This window comes from Pseudomonas sp. CBC3 (assembly GCF_037967085.1).
In the GTDB taxonomy this organism is placed as follows: Bacteria; Pseudomonadota; Gammaproteobacteria; order Pseudomonadales; family Pseudomonadaceae; genus Stutzerimonas.
This window is the reverse complement of record NZ_JBANEO010000001.1, coordinates 421,386-447,584: the sequence shown is the minus strand read 5'-3', so window position 1 is coordinate 447,584 and position 26,199 is coordinate 421,386. Positions and strand designations below refer to the sequence as shown.

At 61.5% G+C, this 26,199-nt stretch carries 18 protein-coding genes; 12 read left to right on the top strand and 6 right to left on the bottom strand.

Translation table 11 applies throughout. The annotated features are described in order from the left end of the window. Positions 1–6 precede the first annotated feature (6 nt). The gene (locus V6943_RS02065; RefSeq protein WP_340552459.1) at positions 7–846 is read left to right on the top strand and encodes a 23S rRNA (adenine(2030)-N(6))-methyltransferase RlmJ; all 840 of its coding nucleotides are present in this window, start codon (positions 7–9) and stop codon (positions 844–846) included. A 339-nt stretch (positions 847–1,185) separates the two neighbouring features. Here the strand turns inward: V6943_RS02065 and V6943_RS02060 are convergent, their stop codons facing one another. Further along, on the bottom strand, positions 1,186–2,160 hold the full coding sequence (locus tag V6943_RS02060) for a serine/threonine protein kinase (protein ID WP_340552458.1): 975 nt from the start codon (positions 2,158–2,160) through the stop codon (positions 1,186–1,188). 179 nt (positions 2,161–2,339) lie between these two features. Continuing rightward, the gene (locus V6943_RS02055; protein ID WP_340552457.1) at positions 2,340–3,050 is read right to left on the bottom strand and encodes a ComF family protein; all 711 of its coding nucleotides are present in this window, start codon (positions 3,048–3,050) and stop codon (positions 2,340–2,342) included. Positions 3,051–3,143: 93 nt separating this feature from the next. Between V6943_RS02055 and bioB the strand changes: the two genes are divergently transcribed. The 9 genes from bioB (at position 3,144) to V6943_RS02010 (ending at position 13,690) form a co-directional block, all read left to right on the top strand. After that, on the top strand, positions 3,144–4,199 hold the full coding sequence (gene bioB / locus V6943_RS02050; RefSeq protein WP_340552456.1) for a biotin synthase BioB: 1,056 nt from the start codon (positions 3,144–3,146) through the stop codon (positions 4,197–4,199). A gap of 84 nt (positions 4,200–4,283) precedes the next feature. Continuing rightward, positions 4,284–5,465, top strand: a complete 1,182-nt coding sequence (bioF, locus tag V6943_RS02045; protein ID WP_340552455.1) for an 8-amino-7-oxononanoate synthase — start codon at positions 4,284–4,286, stop codon at positions 5,463–5,465. Continuing rightward, entirely contained in the window at positions 5,458–6,180 is a 723-nt protein-coding gene (locus V6943_RS02040; RefSeq protein ID WP_340552454.1) for an alpha/beta fold hydrolase, read from the top strand. Before bioF ends, V6943_RS02040 begins: the two co-directional genes overlap by 8 nt. Next, positions 6,177–6,998: a malonyl-ACP O-methyltransferase BioC gene (bioC, locus tag V6943_RS02035; RefSeq protein WP_340552453.1), complete on the top strand. Its 822-nt coding sequence runs from the start codon at positions 6,177–6,179 to the stop codon at positions 6,996–6,998. Before V6943_RS02040 ends, bioC begins: the two co-directional genes overlap by 4 nt. 1 nt (position 6,999) lies before the next feature. Continuing rightward, positions 7,000–7,689, top strand: a complete 690-nt coding sequence (gene bioD / locus V6943_RS02030; protein ID WP_340552452.1) for a dethiobiotin synthase — start codon at positions 7,000–7,002, stop codon at positions 7,687–7,689. Between the two features lie 90 nt (positions 7,690–7,779). Beyond that, the gene (locus V6943_RS02025; RefSeq protein WP_131649628.1) at positions 7,780–8,034 is read left to right on the top strand and encodes a hypothetical protein; all 255 of its coding nucleotides are present in this window, start codon (positions 7,780–7,782) and stop codon (positions 8,032–8,034) included. A 322-nt stretch (positions 8,035–8,356) separates the two neighbouring features. Beyond that, complete coding sequence (locus V6943_RS02020) at positions 8,357–10,162, top strand: phenylacyl-CoA dehydrogenase (RefSeq protein ID WP_340552451.1); 1,806 nt, start codon at positions 8,357–8,359, stop codon at positions 10,160–10,162. A 288-nt stretch (positions 10,163–10,450) separates the two neighbouring features. Continuing rightward, entirely contained in the window at positions 10,451–11,755 is a 1,305-nt protein-coding gene (locus tag V6943_RS02015; RefSeq protein WP_340552450.1) for a GGDEF domain-containing protein, read from the top strand. A 156-nt stretch (positions 11,756–11,911) separates the two neighbouring features. Continuing rightward, complete coding sequence (locus V6943_RS02010) at positions 11,912–13,690, top strand: acyl-CoA dehydrogenase C-terminal domain-containing protein (RefSeq protein WP_340552449.1); 1,779 nt, start codon at positions 11,912–11,914, stop codon at positions 13,688–13,690. Between the two features lie 408 nt (positions 13,691–14,098). Here V6943_RS02010 and msrA read toward each other — a convergent pair whose 3' ends face one another. Both msrA and V6943_RS02000 read right to left on the bottom strand, forming a co-directional pair. After that, a complete protein-coding gene (gene msrA, locus V6943_RS02005; RefSeq protein ID WP_340552448.1) occupies positions 14,099–14,746 on the bottom strand; it encodes a peptide-methionine (S)-S-oxide reductase MsrA in 648 nt (215 codons plus the stop codon). A 98-nt stretch (positions 14,747–14,844) separates the two neighbouring features. Next, entirely contained in the window at positions 14,845–17,514 is a 2,670-nt protein-coding gene (locus tag V6943_RS02000) for a putative bifunctional diguanylate cyclase/phosphodiesterase (protein WP_197444941.1), read from the bottom strand. A 109-nt stretch (positions 17,515–17,623) separates the two neighbouring features. Here V6943_RS02000 and V6943_RS01995 point away from each other — a divergent pair, with 109 nt between their 5' ends. Further along, a complete protein-coding gene (locus V6943_RS01995) occupies positions 17,624–18,151 on the top strand; it encodes a hypothetical protein (protein WP_197444942.1) in 528 nt (175 codons plus the stop codon). Positions 18,152–18,268: 117 nt separating this feature from the next. Here V6943_RS01995 and aceF read toward each other — a convergent pair whose 3' ends face one another. Both aceF and aceE read right to left on the bottom strand, forming a co-directional pair. After that, positions 18,269–20,266, bottom strand: coding sequence for a dihydrolipoyllysine-residue acetyltransferase (gene aceF, locus V6943_RS01990; RefSeq protein ID WP_340552447.1), 1,998 nt, complete (start codon positions 20,264–20,266; stop codon positions 18,269–18,271). Between the two features lie 27 nt (positions 20,267–20,293). After that, complete coding sequence (aceE, locus tag V6943_RS01985) at positions 20,294–22,939, bottom strand: pyruvate dehydrogenase (acetyl-transferring), homodimeric type (RefSeq protein ID WP_131649636.1); 2,646 nt, start codon at positions 22,937–22,939, stop codon at positions 20,294–20,296. 275 nt (positions 22,940–23,214) lie between these two features. Between aceE and glnE the strand changes: the two genes are divergently transcribed. Next, positions 23,215–26,160 (top strand): bifunctional [glutamate--ammonia ligase]-adenylyl-L-tyrosine phosphorylase/[glutamate--ammonia-ligase] adenylyltransferase, encoded by a 2,946-nt coding sequence (gene glnE, locus V6943_RS01980; protein WP_340552446.1) that lies wholly within the window; start codon positions 23,215–23,217, stop codon positions 26,158–26,160. The last annotated feature ends 39 nt before the right edge of the window (positions 26,161–26,199 follow it).

Sequence of the window (26,199 nt, the reverse complement as noted above, 5' to 3'; positions counted from 1 at the left end):
TGCCCGATGAACTACCGCCACGCTTTTCACGCCGGCAATCACGCCGACGTCTTCAAACATCTCGTATTGTCCCGGCTGTTTGCCTTGCTGGCGCGCAAGGACGCGCCTTTTGCCTATCTCGACAGCCACGCTGGCGTCGGTCTGTATGACCTGGCGGGCGACCAGGCCAGCCGTACCGGCGAATGGCTGCAGGGCATCGCGCGGCTGTGGCAGGCCGAGAATGTCCCGGCGATGGCGATGCCTTATCTGGATGTGATTCGTGCACTCAACCCTGACGGCGCCGTGCGTTACTACCCCGGCTCGCCAGAACTGGCGCGACAGCTGACGCGCCCGCAGGATCGTCTGCAGCTCAACGAGAAACACCCCGAAGATGGCCGCCTGCTGAAAGACAACATGGCCGGCGACCGCCGCGTAGCGGTGCATTTGGGCGAAGGCTGGCATGTGCCGCGAGCGTTGATGCCGACCGCGGAAAAGCGCGTCGTGTTGCTGATCGATCCGCCATTCGAGAAGGCCGATGAGCTGAGTCGCTGTGTCCAAGCACTGTCCGAAGCGCTCGGCCGCATGCGCCAGACCATTGGCGTGATCTGGTATCCGATCAAGGATGAACGCCAACTCAGGCGTTTCTATCAGGATCTGTCGCGTAGCGGTGCGCCAAAACTGTTGCGCGCCGAACTGTTCGTCCACCCCACCGATGAGGCGCTGCGGCTGAACGGGTCGGGCCTGGCCATCGCCAACCCACCGTGGGGGCTGGAAGAAGAATTGCGTGAGCTATTGCCCTGGCTGGCCAAGTTGCTGGAGCAGAGCGAGGGCGGCTGGCGGCTGGACTGGTTGATCGAAGAGGCCTGACCGCGGCGTAGCTGCCGTCTGTGAATCTGGTGCGCTAAAGCACACCCTACGGAAGTCACTCAGCCTAGTAGGGTGGGCTTCAGCCCACCAAGGACGAGGCGGGTGCTTTGCCTCGGTGGACTGAAGCGGAACACCGTCCGGGTTCCGGACTGGTTGATCGAAGAGGCCTGACCGCGGCGTAGCTGCCGTCTGTGAATCTGGTGCGCTAAAGCACACCCTACGGAAGTCACTCAGTTTGGTAGGGTGGGCTTCAGCCCACCAAAGACGAGGTCGTACTTGCCTCGGTGGGTTGAAGCGGGACGCCGCCCGGCCCAACCCTACGGTGCGCCCAGCTTCCCGCTAAAACAACTTCAACGGCTCTTCCTGCAGCGCGGACATCTGCTCACGCAGAATCAGCACCTGATCGCCCCAATAGCGCTCCGTGCCAAACCACGGAAAGCTCATCGGAAAGGCCGGATCGTCCCAGCGGCGTGCCAGCCAGGCGCTGTAGTGCAGCAAGCGCAGAGCGCGAAGGGCTTCGATCAGCGGTAGTTCGCGTGGCGCGAAATCATGGAATTCGTTGTAGCCGTCAACCAACTCGGACAGTTGCCCGAGCCGCTCGTGACGCTCACCGGCAAGCATCATCCAGATATCCTGCACCGATGGGCCCATGCGGCAATCGTCCAGATCGACCAGATGGAAAGCGTCGTCGCGGGCGAGGATGTTGCCGGGGTGGCAGTCGCCGTGCAGGCGGATCGGCTGGAATTCGGTGCGGTTGAAGACCTCATCGACGCGCTTCAACAGATCGCGTGCCACCGACTCGTAGGCCGGCAGCAGGCTTTTAGGCACGGAGCTGCCTTCGAGCAAGGTCGCCAGCGATTCGTGTCCGAAGTGTCGGGCGTTTAGCGTTTCGCGATGTTCGAACGGACGGCTGGCACTGACCGCGTGCATGCGGCCGAGTAATTGGCCGAGGCGATAGAGCTGATCGAGATTACCCGGCTCCGGCGCGCGTCCTCCGCGACGAGGGAAGAGTGCGAAGCGAAAGCCGGCATGCTCGAACAGTGTTTTGCCGTTGCGCTCCAATGGCGCCACCACGGGTATCTCTCGGTCAGCCAGTTCCATGGAAAACTGATGCTCTTCGAGGATCGCCTCGTTGCTCCAACGGCCCGGGCGGTAGAACTTCGCGACCAGAGGTGCGTCATCTTCGATGCCCACCTGATAGACCCGGTTTTCATAGCTGTTCAACGCTAGCACGCGCGCATCGCTGATGAAGCCGGCACTTTCCACGGCATCGAGCACAAGGTCGGGCGTGAGTGTGTCGAAGGGATGGCTCATGGTCGGCTCCGCGAATGGGCCGGTCAGTGTATTGCACCCGGGCTTTTAAACAACCGCATGGCTTGCCGCAAGTCTAGGCTGGCGCAATCGCCGGGAGGGGCTGTCCGTGAAAGCGGTGCCATGTAGGACGAAACATGCGGAGCCTGGGTTCGCGCGCATGGCTCGCTCCGCTCGTGGTTTCAGGTATCCCCCGGCTTCGGCGTGCGCGCCAGACAATACACATCGACTCGCACAGCGCCGGCGCGTTTCAACAGACGAGCCAGTGCTTCGGCAGTGGCGCCGGTAGTAAGTACGTCGTCGACGATTGCGATGTGACGTCCGGCGAGTCTCTCTTGGTCAGCCAGGCGAAACGCTTGTCGCAAATTTCGGCGCCGGCTCGCAGCGTCGAGTTGTTGTTGCGATTGAGTGTCCTGAACCCGTTGCAGCAGTTGCATATCGACCGGGACCGCCAGTGCCGGGCTCAGCCAGTCGGCGATCATTTTCGCCTGATTGAAACCTCGCTTTCGCAGCCGCTTGCGCGCCAGCGGGACCGGCAGAAGCACGTCGGGACGCGGCAGACCTTCGGCGTAGGCGTGTTGCAGATGGCGAGTCAGCTGCTCCGCCAGCAATCTCCCCAGCGGCCAGCGTGACTGGTGCTTGAAGCGGGTGATCAGGCTGTCTACGGGAAAGGCGAAGCGCCAGGGCACTGCGACGTGATCGAAGGCGGGTGAGCGTTTGAGGCAGTCGCCACAGATCAGGCCTGACGCCGGTAGCGGCAGTGCGCAGATCGAGCACTGCCCGTCGAGCCAAGGCAAATCGGCTTCGCAGGGCGCGCACAGCGATTGGTCGGCTTCGCAGCGTTCATCGCAAAGTTGGCAGTAGTGCTCATACTTTAACCAGTCGTAAACCATGATTCCTTTCCAGGTTGACAGCCACATCGCCTTGGCTAACCATTTCGCATCCGTGCCAGGCCGCCGAGCCGCTATTAATTACAAGGAATGCCCATGAGCGCCACCGCCGCTTCCGTTACCCGTCACGACTGGAGCCTCGCCGAAGTCAAGGCGCTCTTTGAACAACCGTTCAACGACCTGATCTTCCAGGCTCAGGGCGTGCATCGCCAGCACTTCGATGCCAACCGCGTCCAGGTTTCGACATTGTTGTCGATCAAAACTGGCGCCTGCCCGGAAGACTGTAAGTATTGCCCGCAGTCGGGCCACTACAACACCGGCCTTGATAAAGAAAAACTGATGGAAGTGCAAAAGGTGTTGGATGCCGCGGCTGAGGCCAAAGCTATCGGTTCGACGCGCTTCTGCATGGGCGCGGCCTGGAAGCATCCATCCGCCAAGGACATGCCCTACGTATTGAAAATGGTCGAGGGCGTGAAAGCCCTGGGGTTGGAAACCTGCATGACCCTCGGCAAGCTCGATCAGGAACAGACCAAAGCACTGGCAGCGGCGGGTCTGGACTATTACAACCACAACCTCGACACCTCGCCTGAGTTCTACGGCAATATCATCACCACCCGCACCTACGCCGACCGTCTGGAGACGCTGAGCTACGTGCGCGAGTCGGGAATGAAGATTTGCTCGGGTGGCATCCTCGGCATGGGTGAATCGCTGGACGACCGCGCCGGCCTGCTGATCCAACTGGCCAACCTGCCGGAGCATCCTGAATCGGTACCGATCAACATGCTGGTCAAAGTGAAAGGCACGCCGCTGGCCGAGGAGCAGGACGTCGATCCCTTCGACTTCATTCGCATGCTCGCCGTGGCGCGGATCATGATGCCCAAGTCCCACGTGCGCCTGTCGGCTGGTCGCGAGCAGATGAACGAGCAGATGCAGGCCCTGGCCTTCCTCGCCGGCGCCAACTCGATTTTCTACGGCGAAAAGCTGCTGACCACCGGCAACCCGCAGGCCGACAAGGACATGCTGCTGTTCAAGCGCCTGGGCATCCAGCCCGAAGCGCGTGAGGAGCACGATGACGAAGTGCATCAGGCCGCCATCGAGCAGGCGCTGGTCGAGCAGCGCGATTCGAAGCTGTTCTATAACGCGGTCGTATAAACACGGAGCTGGAAGCCTTAAGCCGGAAGCGTGAAGCGATTCGGCGCCGCTTCCAGCTTCAGGCCTCCAGCTTCGAGCTTATTCATGTCCTTTGACCTGCAATCCCGCCTCGCGGCCCGCCGTGCCGAGCATCTTTACCGCCAACGACCCTTGCTGGAAACACCGCAGCAGCCGGAAGCGACCGTCGATGGCGAGCGGCTGCTGGCTTTCTGTTCCAATGACTATCTGGGGCTTGCGAATCACCCCGAGGTGATCGCCGCGATGCAGCAGGGCGCGGCGAAATGGGGCGTCGGCGGTGGCGCCTCGCATCTGGTGATCGGCCACAGCACGCCGCATCACGAGTTGGAAGAGGCGCTGGCAGAATTCACCGGACGGCCGCGTGCGCTGCTGTTTTCCACTGGCTATATGGCCAATCTTGCAGCTGTCACGGCGTTGGTGGGGCAGGGCGATACGGTGCTGGAGGATCGCCTCAACCATGCTTCGCTGCTCGATGCCGGCCTGCTGTCCGGCGCGCGTTTTTCCCGATACCTGCACAACGATACGGCTAGCCTGGCCAAGCGACTAGAGAAGGCTAGCGGTAATACGCTGGTGGTCACCGATGGTGTGTTCAGCATGGACGGCGATCTGGCCGACCTGCCGACGCTGTGCGCTGAGGCCAAGCGCCGCGATGCCTGGGTGATGGTCGATGACGCCCACGGTTTCGGCCCGCTGGGCAAAACCGGCAGCGGCATCGTCGAACATTTCGGGCTGGGCATCGATGACGTGCAGGTTCTGGTCGGCACCCTAGGCAAGGCCTTCGGTACGGCGGGCGCTTTCGTTGCCGGCAGCGAGGAGCTGATCGAGACGCTGATCCAGTTCGCTCGGCCCTACATCTATACGACTAGCCAGCCACCGGCCGTCGCCTGTGCAACGCTCACGAGTCTCGAATTGCTGCGCCGTGAAGGCTGGCGCCGTGAGCACCTAAACCGGCTGATCGCCCGCTTCCGCCAGGGCGCCGCCGACATCGGCCTGACTCTGATGGACAGCCCGACGCCGATCCAGCCGATTCTGGTCGGCAGCAGCGAGCGGGCCCTGGCATTGTCCGCTGCGCTCAAGGCGCGCGGCATTCTGGTCGGCGCGATCAGGCCGCCCACCGTGCCGGTCGGCAGTGCGCGGCTGCGCGTGACCTTCAGTGCGTTGCACAGCGAGGCGCAGGTGGAACGACTGCTGGATATCCTGGCCGAATGCTGGAATCGATTGGCCGAGGAGCCTGAAGCGGATGCGTGATCAGCTGATTTTGCTGCCCGGATGGGCGTTCGGCCCGGCTGCGTTGCAGCCTTTGTGCGAGGCACTGACCGAGCTCGCACCGGATCTCGATGTGATCATCGAACCCTTGCCCGAGCTGGTTGACACCAGTGCCTGGCTCGATGAGCTCGACCGGCGTGTGCCACACGACAGCTGGCTGGCCGGCTGGTCGCTGGGCGGCATGCTCGCCGCTCAGCTGGCAGCGCGACGCCTGGATACCTGCCGCGGGTTGATCACCATCGCCAGTAACCCCTGCTTCCGCGCCCGCCCACAATGGCCGGAAGGCATGGAGCCGGCGATCTTCGATGCCTTTCACGAGGCGTTCCGGCTCGATCCAGATGAAACCCTCAAGCGCTTCCGTTCGCTGTGCAGCCGTGGTGGTTATGATCCGCGAACGCTGGCGCGCCAGCTGCTGGTCAGCCAGTCGGAGTCTGCGCCGGCCGTGCTGGACGCCGGCCTGCAGTTGTTGGCGGAGCTGGATGGGCGCGCGGCCCTGCATGGTTATTTTGGTCGCCAGCTGCATCTGTTCGCCGATGGTGACGCACTGGTTCCGGCGGCCGCCTGCGATGCGTTGCGGCGCTGGATGCCCGGAATAGAGACCAGAATGATTCCAGGCGCGAGCCATGCGCTGGCTTTGGAGCGCGCTGATGATGTCGCGGCGGAGATGGTGGTATTTATCAGAGGCAGCGCTGTATGAGTGAATGGGTTGCGGTGGCGCCTGCCAATGCCGCATCCGGCCTGCCGGACAAACGCCAGGTCGCCGCATCATTCTCCCGTGCCGCCGCTAGCTATGACGCCGTGGCCGAGCTGCAGCGCACCGTCGGCAGCGCATTGATCGAACGGTTGCCGACTGATCTGCAACCCTCGCGCTGGCTCGATCTGGGTGCAGGCACCGGTTACTTTTCGAGGGTTTTGGCGAGTCGCTTTTCTACAAGCGAAGGTGTCGCGCTGGATATCGCCGAAGGTATGTTGCGCCATGCACGGCCTCAAGGCGGTGCGGCTGCGTTCATTGCCGGCGATGCCGAATGCCTGCCGCTGCGAGATGCATCGGTCGATCTGGTCTTTTCCAGTCTGGCGCTGCAATGGTGTGAAGATTTTTCCGCCGTACTGAGCGAGGCGAAAAGGGTGCTGCGTCCAGACGGCGTTCTGGCCTTTACCAGTCTGTGCAGCGGCACCCTGCAGGAGCTGCGTGACAGCTGGCAAGCAGTGGACGGTTTTACCCACGTCAATCGCTTTCGTTCCCTGGAGGTTTACCAGCAGCTCTGCGCCGCCAGTGGATTGCAGCTGGACCGGCTCGATGTCGAGCCCCAGGTGCTGCACTTCGCCGAGCTGCGTCAGCTGACCCATGAGCTCAAGGCGCTCGGTGCGCACAATCTGAATCCCGGTCGTTCCGGCCGTCTTACCGGCCGGGCGCGCATTCGCGCATTGATTGATGCGTACGAGCAGTTCCGCACACCGAGCGGGCTGCCGGCGACCTATCAGGTGGTATACGGCGTGTTGCGCAAGGATTTCTGAGATGACCGCGGTTTTTTTCGTCACCGGTACCGATACCGAAGTCGGCAAGACCACCGTCGCCGCCGGGCTGCTACATGCGGCGCGGCTGGCGGGGCTCAGCACGGCTGCGGCGAAGCCGGTGGCGTCGGGGTGCGAGATGTCCGTTGATGGGTTGCGCAACAGCGACGCGCTGGCGTTGCTCGGCGAATGCACGCTGCCGCTGCGCTACGAGGAGGTCAATCCGTTCGCCTTCGAGCCGGCCATTGCGCCGCATCTGGCCGCGCGCGAAGCCGCTGTCGAATTAAGCGTGGCGGCGCTCGCGAAGCCGGTTCGGCAGATATTGGCGTTGCAGGCACAATTCTCGCTGGTGGAAGGCGCCGGCGGTTGGCGCGTGCCGCTGGCCGGTCGCGAAAGTCTGTCCGATCTCGCTGTGCAGCTGGGATTGCCGGTGATCCTAGTCGTCGGGGTTCGCCTGGGCTGCATCAATCACGCTTTGCTCACGGCCGAGGCCATTGAGCGCGACGGGTTACGGTTGGCGGGCTGGGTTGCCAACATCGTCGATCCGGCAACGTCGCGGCTGGAGGAAAACCTCGCCACGCTGACCGAGCGGTTGCCGGCGCCTTGCCTCGGGCGGGTGCCGCACCTATCCGAGGCGTGTCCCGCCGAGGTTGCGCGCTATCTGGATATCGGGCCGCTCATCCCGGCTTGTTGATGCTTCAGGTCCGCTTATAACGATGCGTTACTGGCGGCTGAGCTTCAGCTCTGCTTCAATGATGGCGAATTGACTGCCTGGAAGTCGCACATGCAGATCTCCAATCTTCTCTCTTCCGGTCTGGCCGCTTTCCAGGCCGGCCAGCAGCGCGTCGATGATGCCGGCGCTGCGATCGCCGCCGATACGTTGCCGGTTGCCGAAAATTCTCAAACAGTCGCCGATGCCGTCGAGCTGACCGAGCAGCTGATCCAGATGAAGGTCAGCGAGCACGCGGCGAAAGCCGGCGCACGGATGTTGCAGAGCGCAGATGAAGTGCTTGGCACTTTAATTAATACCAAAGCCTGACTCCCTCCGGTCGGTCTCTCCGAAATCCTTCCATCCTCGGGCTGTTGCTGTTTCGCTGTGAGCCGTGTTGCTGCGCGGTATGGCGTTTCTTGTCGTTTGTTTGAAATGACCAAGCAATGGACAGCCCCTACGGGCCATCTCTTTCTAGACTCTCATTAGTAGGGCGCTCCGACCAACGGCGTTCTGGCCCCTGCTTGACATCGCGCAGGGCGAAACGTATGTTTCAAACGCCTGTTTGACCTGCCATGTGGCGGTCACTATCCAAACCAAGAGTGGCCGGTTGGTCACCTGAATCAAAGAGCCCACCGCTGAGGTTTACGCTATGCCTGATTACAAGGCCCCCTTGCGCGATATCCGTTTCGTACGTGACGAACTGCTCGGCTACGAAGCGCACTATCAGAGCCTTCCGGGTTGTGAAGACGCCACCCCGGACATGGTCAATGCCATTCTCGACGAAGGCGCCAAGTTCTGTGAGCAGGTCATCGCCCCGCTGAATCGCGTCGGTGACCTCGAAGGCTGCACCTGGAGCGAGTCGGGCGTAAAAACGCCGACCGGCTTCAAGGAGGCCTACCAGCAGTTCGTCGAAGGCGGCTGGCCGAGCCTGGCCCACGACGTCGAGCATGGCGGTCAGGGCCTGCCGGAGTCGCTGGGCATGGCCATCAGCGAGATGGTCGGTGAAGCCAACTGGTCCTGGGGCATGTACCCCGGCCTGTCCCATGGCGCGATGAACACCCTGCACGCCCACGGCACGCCCGAGCAGCAGGCCACCTATCTGACCAAGCTGGTATCCGGCGAGTGGACCGGCACCATGTGTCTGACCGAGCCGCATTGCGGCACTGACCTGGGCATGCTGCGCACCAAGGCCGAGCCTCAGGCCGACGGCAGCTACAAGATCAGCGGCACCAAGATCTTCATCTCCGCGGGCGAGCACGACATGGCCGACAACATCGTCCATATCGTACTGGCCCGTCTGCCCGATGCGCCGCAAGGCACCAAGGGCATTTCGCTGTTCATCGTGCCCAAGTTCATGCCGAGCGCCGACGGCGGCATCGGTGAGCGCAACGGCGTGTCTTGTGGCTCGCTCGAACACAAGATGGGCATCCATGGCAACGCCACTTGTGTGATGAACTTCGACAGCGCTACCGGCTTCCTGATCGGCCCGCCGAACAAGGGCCTGAACTGCATGTTCACCTTTATGAACACCGCGCGTCTGGGCACCGCTCTGCAGGGCCTGGCCCATGCCGAGATCGGTTTCCAAGGTGGCATCAAGTACGCTCGCGAGCGTCTGCAGATGCGTTCGCTGACTGGTCCCAAGGCGCCCGAGAAAGCCGCTGACCCGATCATCGTCCATCCGGACGTGCGCCGCATGCTGCTGACCATGAAGGCATTCGCCGAAGGTAACCGCGCGATGCTCTATTTCGCCGCCAAGCAGGTCGACATCACTCAGCGCAGTCAGGACGAGGAGCAGCGCAAGGCCGCAGATGCAATGCTGGCGTTCCTCACTCCGATCGCCAAGGCGTTCATGACCGAAGTGGGCTTCGAAGCCGCCAACCACGGCGTGCAGATTTACGGTGGCCACGGCTTCATCGCCGAATGGGGCATGGAGCAGAACGTACGTGACAGCCGTATCTCCTGCTTGTACGAAGGTACTACCGGCATCCAGGCACTCGACCTGCTGGGCCGCAAGGTGCTGATGACCCAGGGCGAAGCGCTGAAGGGCTTCACCAAGGTCGTGCACAAGTTCTGCCAGGCCAACGAAGGCAACGAGTCGATCAAGCAGTTCGTCGAGCCGCTGGCTAAGCTGAACAAGGAGTGGGGCGATCTGACCATGAAGGTCGGCATGGCTGCGATGAAAAACCGCGAAGAAGTCGGTGCCGCTTCGGTGGATTACCTGATGTACTGCGGTTACGCCTGCCTGGCCTACTTCTGGGCCGACATGGCGCGCCTGGCGTCCGAGAAGATCGCAGCCGGCGAAGACAGCGATGGTTTCTACACCGCCAAGGTGCAGACGGCGCGCTTCTACTTCCAGCGCATCCTGCCGCGCACTCGCACCCACATCGAAACCATGCTGTCCGGTGCTGACAACCTGATGGATATGGACGAGGCTCACTTCGAGCTGGCGTACTAAGGTTGTGCTGAGCTGAGATCCGTTGCCTTGGCAGTGGACTCAGACTGATGACGAACCCCGCTAATCGCGGGGTTTCGCCTTTATAAGGCAGTCGTTATGAAGGCGTGCCGTGGAGCGATCGGATAGACCACCGATAGCCGCGTGACGCGCTACCGTCGTTACTTGAATCACTGCTTCGCCGGTGGCCTTTCAATCCGAGCAAAAGGTGCTCACGCTCGATCTGAGGTGATCGCCTGATCGAGTTAATGGCACAATGCCTGGTTCTCGCGACCATCTGCCGGAGCCGTCGTGCCTCGCCTGAATGCTGCACGCCTTGTTAGTCATCTGTATGCACCGCTGGCCTTGCTATTCGGCTCGCTGATCGCTGCGCGACAGACGAATCTCAACGAGTTTTTCACATCGCTGTTCAACGTACTGCCGACTGTTCTGCTATTGCTCGGTGGCGCGTTCTGTATCGCCTATGCCCGGGTCCGCGAGGGCTTTCTGTTGTTGGTGGTCTATCTCGTCTATTTTTTGCTGGATACCCAGGTCGATCATTACCGGCTTACAGGCGCGTTATTGCCGGAAGCCGCATTGACGTTTCATCTCTGCAGCCTGCTGTCGCCTGCGCTTTACGGGCTCTACGCGCTGTGGCGTGAACGTGCTCATCTGCTGCAAGACGGTTTGGCGCGCCTCGCTGTGCTGTTTGCCGTGTCGGTGTTGGCGCTGGCCTTGGCGCGACGGTTCCCCGAGGCCACGCTCGACTGGTTGGTAGAGATTCGTTGGCCCTCCCTGCAGACGGACTGGTTGTCACTGATCCAACTGGCCTATCCGGGTTTTCTGGTGGCGCTGACTGGCTTGCTGGTGCAATACCTGCGGCGTCCGCGTCCGGTGCATGCGGCTCAGTTCGTCGCGCTGATCGGGTTACTGCTGATGCTGCCGCAGGTGTTCAGTCGGCCGGGCACGCTCAATGTTATGAGTAGCCTGCTGATGTTGATGCTGGTGGTAGCGATCGCGCAGGAGGCCTACCAGATGGCGTTTCGTGACGAGCTGACCGGCCTTCCCGGGCGCCGGGCGCTCAACGAACGGCTACAGCGGCTGGGGCGCAATTACGTCATCGCCATGGCCGATGTGGATCGCTTCAAAGCGTTCAATGACACCCATGGCCATGACGTCGGCGACCAGGTGCTGCGACTGGTTGCGAGCCGGTTGCGCAAGGTGGGCGGCGGCGGGCGTGCCTATCGTTACGGCGGCGAAGAGTTCGCGCTGGTGTTTCCGGGCCGCGATCTGGAGCACTGTCTGGTGCATCTGGAGGCCGTCCGGCAGGCGGTCGAGGACTATCCATTGCAGCTACGGGATAAGTCGAATCGGCCAAAGGATGCGGAGCGAGGGCGGCAGCGTCGTGGTGCCAGTTCGGCGGCGTCAGTCTCGGTGACCATCAGCATTGGCGTGGCCGAGCGGCTGATCACGCAGCGCAGCCCGGAGGAAGTTATCAAAAGCGCTGATCAGGCGCTTTATAGCGCCAAGAGTGCAGGGCGCAACTGCATTCGCTCGCATGGCGAGAATCGGCGTGGCGCGGTACGGACGGCAAAGCGTTCGGCCGCTGATACCTAGCGGCCGTGGCGACGCAATCACGCCACCTCAATGGCGCCAGCATGAGAACCAGTCGGTCACTTTAAGACGCTTCGGGCGCCGATTGGTCTTCAGTTAGACTCGCAAAACTCCTGCGGCCAACCGGCCCGGCGTCATGTTTTCTGCGAGGTCTCTCCCATGGCTGATTACAAAGCACCGTTGCGCGATATGCGATTCGTCCTGAATGAAGTCTTCGATGCCCCGAAGCTCTGGCAGACGTTGCCAGCGCTGGCTGAGGTCGTGGACGCGGAAACCGCCGATGCCATTCTTGAGGAGGCGGGCAAGATCACCGCCAATACCATCGCCCCGCTCAACCGCAGCGGCGACGAGGAAGGCTGTCACTGGACCGATGGCGCGGTCAGCACGCCGGCCGGTTATCCCGAAGCCTATCGCCTGTATGCCGAAGGTGGCTGGGTCGGCGTGGGTGGCGACCCGGCCTACGGCGGTATGGGCATGCCCAAGGCGATCTCGGCTCAGGTCGAAGAAATGATGAACTCCGCTAGCTTGGCGTTCGGCCTCTATCCGATGCTGACCTCTGGCGCCTGCTTGTCGGTCTACGCCCACGCCAGCGAAGAGCTGAAACAGAAGTATCTGCCGAACATGTATGCCGGAACCTGGGCCGGCTCGATGTGCCTGACAGAGCCGCATGCCGGTACTGATCTGGGCATCATCCGCACCAAGGCCGAGCCGCAGGCTGATGGCAGCTACAAGGTCAGCGGTACCAAGATTTTCATCACCGGCGGCGAGCACGACCTGACCGAGAACATCATCCACTTGGTATTGGCTAAGCTGCCGGATGCGCCGACCGGCTCGCGTGGTATCTCGCTGTTTCTCGTTCCCAAGGTCATGGTCAATGGGGACGGTTCGCTGGGCGAGCGCAATTCGCTTTCTTGCGGTTCCATCGAGCACAAGATGGGCATCCAGGCTTCGGCGACCTGCGTGATGAACTTCGACGGTGCGACCGGCTGGATGGTCGGCGAGCCGAACAAGGGCCTGGCGGCGATGTTCACCATGATGAATTACGAGCGGCTGGGCGTCGGCATCCAGGGCTTGGCGACCGGCGAGCGTTCCTACCAGAGCGCCATCGAATATGCGCGTGAGCGCGTGCAGAGCCGCGCTCCGACCGGCCCTGTCGCGCAGGACAAGGTGGCCGATCCGATCATCGTGCACCCGGACGTTCGGCGCATGCTACTGACAATGAAGGCGCTGAACGAGGGTGGCCGCGCATTCTCCAGCTACGTTGCGTTGCAGCTGGATATCGCCAAGTTCAGCGAGGATGCCGAGGCGCGTCAGCGCGCCGAAGCGCAGGTTGCGCTGCTGACGCCGGTGGCCAAGGCGTTCCTCACAGACATGGGATTGGAAACCACGGTGCATGGCCAGCAGATATTCGGCGGTCATGGCTTCATTCGCGAGTGGGGCCAGGAGCAGCTGGTGCGCGACTGCCGTATCACTCAGATCTACGAGGGCACCAACGGTATCCAGGCGCTGGATCTGCTGGGCCGCAAGGTTGTAAGCAGCGGCGGTGAGCTCTACAACGCTTTTGCAGAAGAGATTCGAAGCTACTGCTCTACCACGAGCGCCGAGTTGGACGAATTCGTGGCGCCGCTCAAGGCAGCGCTGGAAAACCTCGATGAGCTCACTGCGTTCGTCCTCGATAGCGCCAAGCGCAACCCTAATGAAATAGGTGCCGCCTCGGTCGAATATCTGCATGTGTTCGGCTACACCGCGTACGCCTATATGTGGGCTCGCATGGCTGGTGCAGCATCAGGCAAGGAAGGGCAGGACGATTTCTATGCCAGCAAGCTTGGCACGGCACGTTTCTTCTTCGCGCGCTTATTGCCTCGTATTCATTCATTGAGCGCATCGGTCCGGGCGGGGAGCGACTCGCTCTATCTGCTCGACGCAGCGCAGTTCTGAACGCTTAACCCGTAAAGGCACAATGAAATTAATTAGCCAGCTCTGGGAACAAGGCGCCACTACGCAAGTCATAGTTCCGCATCGTTTGTAGTCAATAGCTTACAGAGTGACCTAGGCAAGGGTTTTCTGTAAGTCTTTGCTTACAAATCGCGGTGCAGATGGCTACTACAGGTTTATTCGGCTGAACGGTAGTCTTTTGCGCTATGGACGCCGCGTAGGGAAGCGCACAGAAAACACGGAAGCGTAGCGGAACGACGCCAGGAAGGCGCAAGTCACGGATGTCAGGATTCAGTCTGCAAAGGCCCCGCTTCGGCGGGGTTTCTTTTTTGGCAGAAGCCTTTCGTAAAGACTGGCAAGAAGCATCGCCCGAGCAATGCTGCGTGACGCTCAGGCATTAATGCTTGAATCTCAGAGTGGCATGCAGACGCCAGTGCTACCCAGCCCACAGTAACCGCCCGGATTCTTCGCCAGATATTGCTGGTGATAAGCCTCGGCGTAATAGAACGCAGGGGCTTCAGCAATCTCCGTGGTGATGCCGCCAAGCCCATGCCTGGTCAACTCTGCCTGGAAACGCTCCTCGCTGGCACGCGCTTCGTTCAGTTGGGCTTCGTCGAGGCAGTAGATCGCTGATCGATACTGGGTGCCAATATCGTTGCCCTGCCGCATGCCTTGGGTCGGATTGTGCGCCTCCCAGAATAGCTTGAGCAGTTCGCGGTAACTGATTTGCTGTGGGTCAAAAACGACCAGCACGGCCTCGGTGTGCCCGGTGAGGCCGGAGCAGACTTCTTCATACGTGGGGTTTGGCGTGTGGCCTCCGGCATAGCCCACCGCGGTGGTCCGGACGCCAAATTGCTCCCAGAACCGCCGCTCCGCCCCCCAGAAGCAGCCCATGGCGAACAGTGCCTGCTGCAAGTGGGCCGGGAAGGGTGGCTGTAGCGGGTTGCCGTTGACGAAATGCGCCTGGGGTACCGGAACCGCGGTGGCACGTCCGGGTAGCGCCTGTCCGGCATCGGGTAGCGCCTGTTTTTGAACAAGAATTTGTGAGCGCAGAGTCATGATGATCCTCGAGCCTGGAGTAAGGAGCTGCTGGGAGCCTAGGCTATCAAGCGGACAATACCAAAACGCTGCCGCCAGTCTGTACGCTGACGAAAGGCTCAGATCCAGTGCGGATAACGGCTGAGCGAGCCGACGAGCTGGGTGCCGGGTATGGGTTTGTCGAATAGGTAGCCCTGGCCGATATCGCAACGCTGATGGCGCAGAAACGTCAGCTGCTCGGTGGTTTCGATGCCTTCGGCGACGACTTTCAGATTGAGGTTGCGGGCCATGGCGATCACCGCAGAAGTGATTTCGATATCGTCCTGGTTGCCGGGAATGTCCTTGATGAAGCTTCGATCGATCTTGATGACGTCGATGGGAAACTTCTTCAGATAGCTCAACGATGAGTAGCCGGTGCCGAAGTCATCCATCGCCAGCGTTACACCGAGCGCCTTCAGGCCAATCAGCTGCTGGCGTGTCTCCTCGGTAGCTTCGAGCAATAGGCTTTCGGTCAGCTCCAGTTCCAGGCAACCTGGAGGCAGCTGCTCTTCGGAAAGAATGGCGGCAATCGAGTCAACCAGGTCAGGGTCGGAGAACTGTTTCGGCGAAAGGTTTATCGCCATCTGCGGCGCGCCGATGCCCAGCGCCGCGAGCTTTATGCCCATCCGGCAGGCCTCGCGCGCGACCCACTTGCCAATCGGGATGATCAGCCCGGTTTCTTCGGCAACGCTGATGAACTGATCCGGGCGGATCATGCCCTTTTCCGGGTGATTCCAGCGCAGCAGCGCTTCCAGCCCTTGCAGTCGCCCGGTCCGCAGGCAAAGCTTGGGTTGGTAGAAAACTTCGAGCTCGTTCTGCGCCAGCGCGCGGCGCAGATTGTTTTCCACGAACAGCTTGTAGTTGGCCTCGGCATGCAGGGCTTCGGTGAATACCTGCACCTGATTCTTACCGTTGGCCTTGGCTTTGTGCAGGGCCTGGCCGGCGTGTTTCATCAGGGTTTCTGGATCGTGGCCGTGCAGCGGGGCGCAGGCCAGACCCAGGGAGCCGCTGACGCTGATCAGCTGCTTGTCGACGAACAACGGCTTTTCCAAAATACGCAGCACCTGATTGGCCAGGTGCTGGCCTTCTTCGAGGTCCATGCCGTCGAGCAGGAGTGCGAATTCATTGCTGGCGAAGCGGGCCAGCACGCTATCGCGGCTCAGGCTATTGCGCAGGCGCCGCGCGAGGCTGGCCAGCAGCTTATCGCCGGTCTGGTGGCCAAGGCTGTCATTGATGCGCTTGAAATTGTCGATGTCCACCAGCAGCAGGCACAGCTGCGGAGTCTTGTCGTTGGCGAAGCGCTCTTCGATGCTGCGAATGAAGAAGGGGCGATTGCCGAGGCTGGTCAGGTTGTCGGTATAGGCCAAGCGTTCGATGTGTTGCTGCGCCAACTTGCTATGGGTGATGTCTTCGTAGATGCCGATGTAGTGGGTCAGCTCGCCGTTTTCGCCATACACCTTAGAGATCGAGAGCTGGCCCCAGTACGGCTCGAGATCCTTGCGTCGGCTGCGAAACTCGCCTTGCCAGCTATTGCTTTTCGCCAGATTGGATGAGGTGTCGAAAAGCAATTCGCCGAGGTTTTCCAGTGCGGTCAGTTCCGTGAGGCGACGTCCGCGAACTTCCTCTGCGGCAAATTGGGTGATGGCGGTGAAGCTCGGATTGACGTAATCGACCACGCCGTTCTTGTCGACCAAAATGAAGGCGCTTGCGCTTTGCTCTACTGCGCGCTTGAACAGATGCAGTGTATGGGTGGCGCTAAGTCTTTGCTGGTTGGCCAGCACCTGCGCGTATTGATCGGCCAGTTCGCCGACGAAAGCCACCTCATCGGCATGCCAGTTGCGCGCATTGCCCGAATGCTCCAGACAGAGCACGCCAATGACCTCACCGCCAACCCGAATGGTCGCATCCAATATGGAAATGATACTTCGCGGCCTGAAAAGGCTTTCGGTGAGTTCCCGGGTGCGGGGGTCTTCGTTGACATTGGCTACGTCGAGCGCTCGACCGCTGTGCAGCGCCTCCAGGTAGCGGGGGCACACAGCGATATCCAGCGTGGGAGGGTGCTCGTAGCTGTCGTTGTCGCGTCGATATATGGCGACGGCTTCGAGCTGGTCACCGTTCAGGTGCCAGATCGCCGCTCGGGCGATCCCATAGGCTTCGCTGGCGGCCTGGGTGATCAGCTGTGCCGCTTCGAGCTGGGGGTTGGCCGAGTTGTAGCGGTGCCGTGCCAAGCGCACGATCAGGCTCTGTTGCGCGCGTGAGCGAATCAGATGCTCTAGATGCACATCGGAGGTTTTCTGATAAAGGTCCGCCGAGAGCTTGAGCATGGAGTCTTGCAGCTGCGGAGTCGCTTCAGCTGAGCAGGCTTCGACGATCAGGTAGCCGCGCAGCAATTCCCGACCATACTGTTGGCACGGCTCGCCGATTTCCAGCAGCTCCAGCGAGCCGATCGCCGCATGCACGCAATAACGAATGGAGTAGTGGCCTTGGGCGCTTAGCTGTGCTTGGACGACGTCATGCATGTGCAGGCGCGTCGCCGGTTCCATCAGGCTGGCGTACGGTGAGTCGATCAGCGAGCATAACTCGTGCGCCGGTTGGCCCAGGTGACGTTCGCAAGCGGGATCCAGATAGAGCAACGCCCAGCTGGACTCGTTCAAACGCTCGAAACGCAGCATCCCGAGCCTGGAAGGCACTGGCAACTGCGTCACAACCTCGGTCGCCAAACGGCTGGCGGCATCGGTATGTATTTTCATCGAGCGGTTTGCTTCCAGTATGCTGCGGGAGCCGCTTCGCTAGCCGTTGTTGACAGCATTTTTGCGGTGGCGATGGCTAAATAATATTAAATTACGGCAAGGGTGCATCATGCGACAGGGACTGACAAGTCGGCTTTCGAAGTTACTGCTGATCTCACTTCTTCTGACTACCAGCGTATCGCTGCAAGCTGATGAATCACCCGCCTTGAGCTCGGATGAATCGGCCAATTACCTGGCCGAGCTGAAGGCGCTCTATCTTACATCGGATGAGCGAAAAGCCCTGCTTGCGCATAGCAATGCCTTGCTTGAAACCCACGGGCTAAAGGCCGCGTATCAGGTTGGGCAGGCCAATCCGCAGGATCTGTCCTATCGCCTGAGCGTGGGCGCGCCGGGTGAATTACGCATCCGCGAAGAGCGGCGAGATGCGTCCGGCAACATCGCTGTGCGCAACAGCAGCTTTTCGGTGTTCGGAATGGACCCTTATTTACGCTATCAATGCCCGCCACAAGGGATTGTTTGCGTCTTTACCAGCCCGGCCGATGGGGACCCCTGGTTGACCATATTGCGTGATCCCGCCGGGGCTGAAGAACTGGCAAAAGCCTTGTCTTTCCTGTTCCGCAATCTGCAAAAAGGATAGGAACCGTCAACGCCGCAGTAGAAAACAAAAAGCCCCAAGCTTTCGGGGCTTGAGGCTTCGGCGCTGAGCTTGAAGGAACGGCCCCGCCGGATGGCAGGGCTGTTTCGACTCACACGATCACAGCAGCATCGTGCGGATGTCCGCCAGCAGCTCGGACAGACGCTTGGTGAAGCGCGCCGCCGCGGCACCGTTGATCACGCGGTGATCATAGGACAGCGAAAGCGGCAGCATCAGGCGCGGCTGGAACGCACTGCCGTCCCATACCGGCTGCATGGTTGCCTTGCTGACACCCAGGATCGCCACTTCCGGCGCGTTGACGATCGGCGTGAAGCCGGTACCGCCAATGTGGCCGAGGCTGGAAATGGTGAAGCAGGCGCCCTGCATGGCATCCGGTGAAAGCTTCTTGTTGCGCGCCTTTTCGGCCAACTCCGCCGCTTCGCCTGCCAGTTGCAGCAGGCTCTTTTGATCGACGTTGCGAATCACCGGGACCATCAAGCCATCCGGCGTGTCGACGGCGAAGCCTACATGCACGTACTTCTTGCGGATCACTGCCTTGCCGCTGGGGGCTAGCGAGGCATTGAATTCCGGCAGTTCCTTGAGCAGGTGCGCGCAGGCCTTGAGCAGCAACGGCAGTACGGTCAGCTTGACGCCGGCCTTTTCCGCGATTGCTTTCTGCGCGACGCGGAAGGCCTCCAGCTCGGTGATGTCAGCCGATTCGAACTGGGTCACGTGCGGCACGTTGAGCCAGCTGCGGTGCAGGTTGGCGGCGCCGACCTGCATCAGGCGGGTCATTGGCACTTCCTCGACTTCACCGAAGCGGCTGAAGTCAATGGTCGGGATCGGCGGAATACCCGCTCCGCCCGTAGCGCCTTCTACCGGCGCCTGCTTGGCCTTGCTCATCATGTTCTTGACGTAGGCCTGGACGTCTTCCTTGAGAATTCGTCCCTTCGGCCCGGTGCCCTGGACATCGGCCAACTCGACACCGAATTCGCGCGCGGTCATGCGTACCGCTGGGCCGGCGTGCACCTTTGTGCCGGCCTTGCTTGGTCCGCTTACTACGGGCGGCGCCGTTGCGGCCGCCTGGGCTTCTGGCACGCCCTGCTTGTTCGGCGCGACAGCCTGCTGCTGCGGTGCCGCTTCCTCGCGTTTGGCCTCGGGTTTCTTCGCCGGCGCGGCGCCTTTCACTTTCAGTGTCAGGATCAGGTCGCCGGTCTTGGCTTCGTCGCCGACCTTGATCGACAGCGACTCCACGACACCGGCCTTGGGCGCCGGGATTTCCATGCTGGCCTTGTCAGACTCGAGCGTGATCAGCGATTGATCCGCCTCGACGCTGTCACCGGCTTTCACCATGACTTCGATGACATTGGCGGCGCCGCTGGAGCCAATGTCCGGAATGCGGACCTCTTCCACGGATTCGCCGGCCGGCTCGGCCGCTGACTCTTCAGCTGCTTCCGATTGCTGCGCCTTGGGCTTTTCCGCCGGCGCGCTGGCTGCAGTTGCAGGCTTGCTGGTTGCCGCGCCCTTGAGGATCAGGATCAGATCGCCAGTGCCGACTTCGTCGCCCACCTTGACCGAAATACTCTCGACGACGCCCGCCGCCGGAGACGGAATCTCCATGCTGGCCTTGTCGGACTCCAGGGTGATCAGCGCTTGCTCGGCCTCGATGGTATCGCCGGCCTTGACCGAGATTTCGATCACGCTGGCTTTGCCCGAGGAGCCGATGTCCGGCACCTTGATTTCTTGGGATTCGCCTTCCTCCGCCGAGGCCGAAGCATTTACGTCACCCGGCGGTGTCGGTGCTTCAGTCTCGTCGGCCGGGCCACCGCTGACGGCGCCGGCAGGCTCGTCGGCCTTTTCAGTCGGAGCTGCAGCTTCTTCGCTACCTTCGCTTTCCAGCTCCAGTAGCTCGTCGCCTTCCTTCAACCGATCACCCATCTTGACCTTCAGGCTCTTCACCACGCCAGCCTTGGGCGCGGGAATTTCCATGCTGGCCTTGTCGGATTCGAGCGTCAGGATGCTCTGGTCGGCTTCGATACGGTCGCCGACCTTGACGAACAACTCGATTACTTCACCCTCACCGCTGCCGATGTCGGGTACGCGTATGGTTTCACTCACAATAGGTTCTCCTGTGCGCACGCTGCATCAGCAATCCAGCGGATTGCGCTTATCGGGGTCGATACCGAACTCGATGATGGCCTCGGCCACGACCTTGCGTTCGATGGCGCCGCGATCAGCGAGTGCCTTGAGTGCGGCGAGAGCAACCCAGCGGCGATCCACTTCGAAGAAGTCGCGCAGCTTGGCGCGCGAATCGCTGCGACCGAAGCCGTCGGTGCCCAGCACCTCGTACTCGCGCGACGGCACCCACTGACGGATCTGATCGGCGAACAGCTTCATGTAGTCGGTCGAGGCGATCACCGGACCTTCGCGACCTTCCAGGCACTGCTCGACGTAGGTCTTGCGCGGTTCTTCTGTCGGATGCAGACGGTTCCAGCGGTCCACGGCCAGGCCATCGCGGCGCAGCTCGTTGAAGCTGGTGACGCTCCAGACGTCGGCGCCCACGCCTATCTTCGCCAGCATGTCCACTGCGGCGCGTACTTCGCGCAGGATGGTGCCGCAGCCTAGTAGCTGCACGCGATGCTTGAAGTCGCCCTTGGCTTCCTCGAGCAGGTACATGCCCTTGATGATGCCGTCCTCTACACCCTGCGGCATGGCCGGCTGCTGGTAGTTCTCGTTCATCACGGTGATGTAGTAGTAGACGCTCTTCTGCTGCTCCATCATCTCGTGCATGCCGTAATGCATGATCACCGCCAGCTCGTAGCCGTAGGTAGGGTCATAGCTGCGGCAGTTGGGGATGGTGCTGGCGAGGATGTGGCTATGGCCGTCCTCGTGCTGCAGGCCTTCGCCGTTCAGCGTGGTGCGTCCGGCGGTACCGCCCAACAGGAAGCCGCGCGTCTGCGCATCACCGGCCGCCCAGGCCAAGTCGCCGATACGCTGGAAGCCGAACATCGAGTAGAAGATGTAGACCGGCAGCATCGGCTGGTTGTAGTTGCTATAGGCGGTGCCCGCCGCGATGAACGAGGAGAAGGCGCCGGCTTCGTTGAGACCTTCCTGCAGGATCTGGCCGTCTTTCTCTTCGCGGTAGTACATCACCTGATCGCGGTCGACTGGCTCGTACAGCTGCCCTACCGGGGAGTAGATACCCAACTGACGGAACATGCCTTCCATGCCGAAGGTACGGGCTTCGTCGGCAAGGATTGGCACGATGCGCTTGCCCAGATCCTTGTCCTTGACCAGCTGCGAAAGGATTCGACCGAACGCCATGGTGGTGGAGATTTCGCGCTCGCCGGAACCGTCGAGTACGGCCTTGAGTGTTTCCAGCGGAGGCGTCGGAATGCTGAAGCTCTTCGGCCGGCGCTGCGGCAGATGTCCACCGAGCTTCTCGCGGCACTTGCGCAGATAGCGCATTTCCGCGCTGTCTTCGGCCGGACGGTAGAACGGCAGCTCTTCGAGTTGTGAGTCGTTGACTGGAATGTCGAAGCGGTCGCGGAACATCTTCAGGCTGTCGATATCGACTTTCTTGGTGTTGTGGGCGATGTTCTTCGCCTCACCGGCACCGGTGCCGTAACCCTTGATGGTCTTGGCCAGGATGACCGTCGGCTGGCCCTTGTGGTTGACCGCCTGGTGATAGGCCGCATAGACCTTGTAGGGATCGTGGCCGCCGCGGTTGAGCTTCCAGACTTCCTCGTCGGACATCTTCTCGACGCGCTTGAGCAGCTCAGGGTCGGCACCGAAGAAGTGCTTGCGCACGTAGGCGCCGTCTTTGGCCTTGTAGTTCTGATACTCGCCGTCGATCGCTTCGTCCATGCGGCGCTGCATGCGGCCATCTTCGTCGGCAGCGAACAGCGGATCCCACAGGCGGCCCCAGACGACCTTGTTGACGTTCCAGTTGGCGCCTTTGAACACGCCTTCCAGTTCTTGAATGATCTTGCTGTTACCGCGAACCGGGCCGTCCAAGCGCTGCAGGTTGCAGTTGATGACGAACACCAGGTTGTCGAGATTCTCGCGTCCGGCCAGGGAGATCGCGCCGAGGGTTTCCGGCTCGTCGCATTCGCCGTCGCCGATGAAGCACCAGACGCGCTGCTTGCCTTTCGGAATGAAGCCGCGGTTTTCCAGGTACTTCATGAAGCGCGCCTGGTAGATCGCGGTGATCGGGCCCAGACCCATGGAAACGGTCGGGAACTGCCAGAAGTCCGGCATCAGGTGCGGGTGCGGGTAGCTCGACAGGCCGTTGCCGTCCACTTCCTGGCGGAAATTCAGCATCTGATCTTCGGTCAGGCGGCCTTCGAGGAAGGCGCGGGCGTAGATGCCGGGAGAGGCGTGGCCCTGGTAGTAAATCAGGTCGCCGCCATGCTCCTCGGTCGGGGCCTGGAAGAAATAGTTGAAGCCGATGTCGTACAGGGTCGCGCTGGAAGCGAAGGTGGAGATGTGTCCACCCAGGTCAGGGTCCTTCAGGTTCGCGCGCATCACCATCGCCAGCGCGTTCCAGCGGACCAGGGAGCGAATACGGCGCTCCATGAACAGGTCGCCGGGCATCTTCGCTTCACGGGTGACGGGGATGGTGTTGCGGTAGGGCGTGGTGATGCCGTAGGGCAGGGGTGTGCCGCTACGGGTGGCCAATTCACCCATCCGGGTCATCAGGTAGTGGGCGCGGTCTTCACCTTCGCGATCGAGTACTGACTCGAGGGCGTCCAGCCATTCCTGGGTTTCGACGGGATCGAGATCTTGCATGGCTTGCTCCAGGGCGGAAAGGCTTCCAGAATCGGTTGCCTGCTTCGCTGCCGGCTTCGTGAGCCGGTGCGTTTATGTTCTTGGATGTTTGCCGGGGGTAGAGCCGGGCTCTGTAGTTTTACTACAAAACTGCGACTGTTTCAGCCCCCTATGACATTCTTTCGTAGTAAAACTACAACCGCGACGACTCGGTTTGACGGGCTGGCTCGCGCTCAAAGGCTCTAGCCTGGCGCTTTCGCTGTCCTGCTGCCGACCACGGCGTAAAGGAACCTTACATGAGTCTGCCACCGCTGGTTGCATTGCCGACGCCGCTACTGCCATTGGTCAACCGTGCCGAGGAGACGTTCCTCTCGGCGTTGCGCGGCTCGTCGGAGCAGGCTGGCGAGCGCTTCGGCAAATGGCCGACGGAACGCCGCGAGGCATTCGGCAGAGTCTGTGCAGCCAGTGACTTCGTCACCGAGCAGGTTAGCCGAGATCACGAAATGCTGCTGGGGCTGGCCGAGTCGGGGCTATTGGAGCGCTCGCTGCGGGCCGGTGAAATGCGCGCGATGCTCGCCGAGGCGCTCGCCGGCTGCGAAGGCGAGGACAGTCTGGCGAGGCTGCTGCGGCGTTTTCGCAATCGTCAGCAGGTACGAATCATCTGGCGTGACGTGACCCGTCAGGCGGATCTGGCTGAAACCTGTGGCGATCTGTCCGACATGGCCGACGCCTGCGTCGACCTGGCTTACCAGTGGCTGTATGCGCGTCACAGCGAGCAGTTCGGGGCGCCGACCGGCCGGCGCAGTGGTCAGGCGCAACAGATGGTCGTCCTTGGGATGGGCAAGCTGGGTGCGCACGAACTCAACCTTTCTTCCGATATAGATCTGATTTTCGGCTATCCCGAGGGTGGAGAAACCGTGGGCGCCAAACGTTCGCTGGATAACCACGAGTTTTTTCTCCGCCTCGGCCAGCGTCTGATCAAAGCGCTGGATGCGCCGACCGTCGATGGCTTTGTCTTCCGGGTGGACATGCGCTTGCGGCCGTACGGCTCGTCCGGCGCGCTGGTGTTGAACTTCAATGCGCTTGAACAGTACTACCAGGACCAGGGTCGCGACTGGGAGCGTTACGCCATGATCAAGGCGCGGGTCGTTGCGGGTGATCAGGTGGCGGGCAAGGAGCTGCTCGACATGCTGCGCCCGTTCGTTTATCGGCGTTACCTGGACTTCTCGGCCATCGACGCGTTGCGGAGCATGAAGCAGCTCATCCAGCAGGAGGTGCGTCGCAAGGGCGTGGCGGCAAATATCAAGTTGGGTTCTGGTGGCATTCGCGAAGTGGAGTTCATCGCCCAGGCCTTCCAGCTGATACATGGCGGACGCGATCTGAGCCTGCAGCAGCGCCCGTTACTGAAAGTGCTGGCAACCCTGGCCGGACAGGGCTATCTGCCACACGCAGCTGTCGAGGAATTGCGCGAAGGGTATGAATTTCTGCGTTACACCGAGCATGCGCTGCAGGCCATCGATGATCGCCAGACGCAGATGCTGCCGGACAGCCAGACCGACCGCAGCCGCGTGGCGTTCATGCTCGGCTTCGACAACTGGGCGGCTTTTCATGAACGCCTGCTGCATTGGCGCGACCGAATCGACTGGCATTTCCGCCAGGTCATCGCTGACCCTGACGAGGATGAAAATGCCGAAGGCGAGGCATTGGTCGGCGGCGAGTGGCTGCCGCTTTGGGAGCAGGACTGGGACGAGGAGTTCGCTTGTCGCCAGCTGACCGACGCCGGGTTCCGAGACGGTCAGGCTGCTTGCCAGCGCCTCGCCGCGCTACGTAGCGCCCAGCAGGTGCGAACCATGCAGCGCCTGGGTCGTGAGCGGCTGGATGCATTTATCCCACGGCTGTTGGCGCAGGCGGTCGAGCAGGATGATCCGGACCTGGTGCTGGAGCGCGTGCTGCCGCTGGTTGAGGCGGTCGCGCGGCGCTCGGCTTACCTGGTGTTGCTGACAGAAAACCCCAATGCATTGGAGCGATTGCTGGAACTTTGCGCGGGCAGCCCCTGGATCGCCGAGCAGATCGCGCGTTTTCCGCTGCTGCTCGATGAGCTGCTCAACGCCGGGCGACTGTTCCGTCCGCCGCAGGCGCCGGAGTTGGCCGCCGAGCTGCATGAGCGTCTGGCGCGGATTCCGGAAGACGACCTGGAGCAGCAGATGGAGGCGCTGCGGCACTTCAAGCTGGCGCACCGGCTGCGCGTGGCGGCTTCGGAGATCGCCGGCACCTTGCCCCTGATGAAAGTCAGCGACTATTTGACGTGGCTCGCCGAAGCGACCCTCGAACAAGTGCTGGCCCTTGCCTGGCGGCACACGGTGGCACGTCACGGCCAGCCGCAGCGGGTTGACGGCACGCCCTGCGATCCGTCGTTCGTCATCATCGGTTACGGCAAAGTTGGCGGCATCGAGCTCGGCCATAGCTCTGATCTGGATCTGGTGTTTATCCACGACGGTGATCCCAATGCCGAAACCGACGGTGCCAAGCCCATCGATGGCGCGCAATTCTTCACTCGTCTCGGCCAGCGCATCATTCATCTGCTGACCACCCAGACCACCTCCGGGCAGCTCTATGAAGTCGACATGCGGCTGCGGCCATCCGGCGCTTCCGGATTATTGGTGAGCTCGTTGGGCGCCTTCGAGCGCTATCAGACTCAGGAAGCCTGGACCTGGGAGCACCAAGCCTTGGTTCGTGCGCGAGTGTTGGTTGGCTGCTCTCAGTTGGCTGAAGATTTCGAGCGGGTGCGCGCGGCCGTACTGGCACGGCCGCGTGATCTAGAACAGCTGCGCCGTGAGGTCAGCGAGATGCGCAGCAAGATGCGCGACAACCTCGGCACGCGCACGACTCAGGCCGGCATGGCTGACAAGGCCTTCGAGGCAGAGGGCGCGTTCGATCTCAAGCACGACGCCGGTGGTATCGTGGATATCGAATTTATGGTGCAATACGCGGCTTTGGCGTGGTCGCACCAGCATCCGCAACTGCTGCGCTATACCGATAACATCCGCATTCTCGACGGGTTGGAGCAGGCCGGGTTGATGACCGGCGATGAGGTTCGGTTGCTGCAGGACGCCTACAAGGCCTACCGAGCAGTGGCTCACCGGCAATCACTGCAGAAGCTTCCCGGTGTGGTGAGTGGGGACCAATTCCATGACGAGCGTCGCGCGGTGATGCGCTTTTGGCGCGAGCTGGGGCTCAGCTGAACTCGTCTGCAAACAGAGCATTTATCGAATTCCGAGGTG

What these genes read in the sequence shown, in the direction of transcription:
- V6943_RS02065 (WP_340552459.1), top strand. Translation starts at nt 7, where the DNA reads ATGAACTACCGCCACGCTTTTCACGCCGGCAATCACGCCGACGTCTTC.
- V6943_RS02060 (WP_340552458.1), bottom strand. Translation starts at nt 2,160, where the DNA reads ATGAGCCATCCCTTCGACACACTCACGCCCGACCTTGTGCTCGATGCC.
- V6943_RS02055 (WP_340552457.1), bottom strand. Translation starts at nt 3,050, where the DNA reads ATGGTTTACGACTGGTTAAAGTATGAGCACTACTGCCAACTTTGCGAT.
- bioB (WP_340552456.1), top strand. Translation starts at nt 3,144, where the DNA reads ATGAGCGCCACCGCCGCTTCCGTTACCCGTCACGACTGGAGCCTCGCC.
- bioF (WP_340552455.1), top strand. Translation starts at nt 4,284, where the DNA reads ATGTCCTTTGACCTGCAATCCCGCCTCGCGGCCCGCCGTGCCGAGCAT.
- V6943_RS02040 (WP_340552454.1), top strand. Translation starts at nt 5,458, where the DNA reads ATGCGTGATCAGCTGATTTTGCTGCCCGGATGGGCGTTCGGCCCGGCT.
- bioC (WP_340552453.1), top strand. Translation starts at nt 6,177, where the DNA reads ATGAGTGAATGGGTTGCGGTGGCGCCTGCCAATGCCGCATCCGGCCTG.
- bioD (WP_340552452.1), top strand. Translation starts at nt 7,000, where the DNA reads ATGACCGCGGTTTTTTTCGTCACCGGTACCGATACCGAAGTCGGCAAG.
- V6943_RS02025 (WP_131649628.1), top strand. Translation starts at nt 7,780, where the DNA reads ATGCAGATCTCCAATCTTCTCTCTTCCGGTCTGGCCGCTTTCCAGGCC.
- V6943_RS02020 (WP_340552451.1), top strand. Translation starts at nt 8,357, where the DNA reads ATGCCTGATTACAAGGCCCCCTTGCGCGATATCCGTTTCGTACGTGAC.
- V6943_RS02010 (WP_340552449.1), top strand. Translation starts at nt 11,912, where the DNA reads ATGGCTGATTACAAAGCACCGTTGCGCGATATGCGATTCGTCCTGAAT.
- msrA (WP_340552448.1), bottom strand. Translation starts at nt 14,746, where the DNA reads ATGACTCTGCGCTCACAAATTCTTGTTCAAAAACAGGCGCTACCCGAT.
- V6943_RS02000 (WP_197444941.1), bottom strand. Translation starts at nt 17,514, where the DNA reads ATGAAAATACATACCGATGCCGCCAGCCGTTTGGCGACCGAGGTTGTG.
- V6943_RS01995 (WP_197444942.1), top strand. Translation starts at nt 17,624, where the DNA reads ATGCGACAGGGACTGACAAGTCGGCTTTCGAAGTTACTGCTGATCTCA.
- aceE (WP_131649636.1), bottom strand. Translation starts at nt 22,939, where the DNA reads ATGCAAGATCTCGATCCCGTCGAAACCCAGGAATGGCTGGACGCCCTC.
- glnE (WP_340552446.1), top strand. Translation starts at nt 23,215, where the DNA reads ATGAGTCTGCCACCGCTGGTTGCATTGCCGACGCCGCTACTGCCATTG.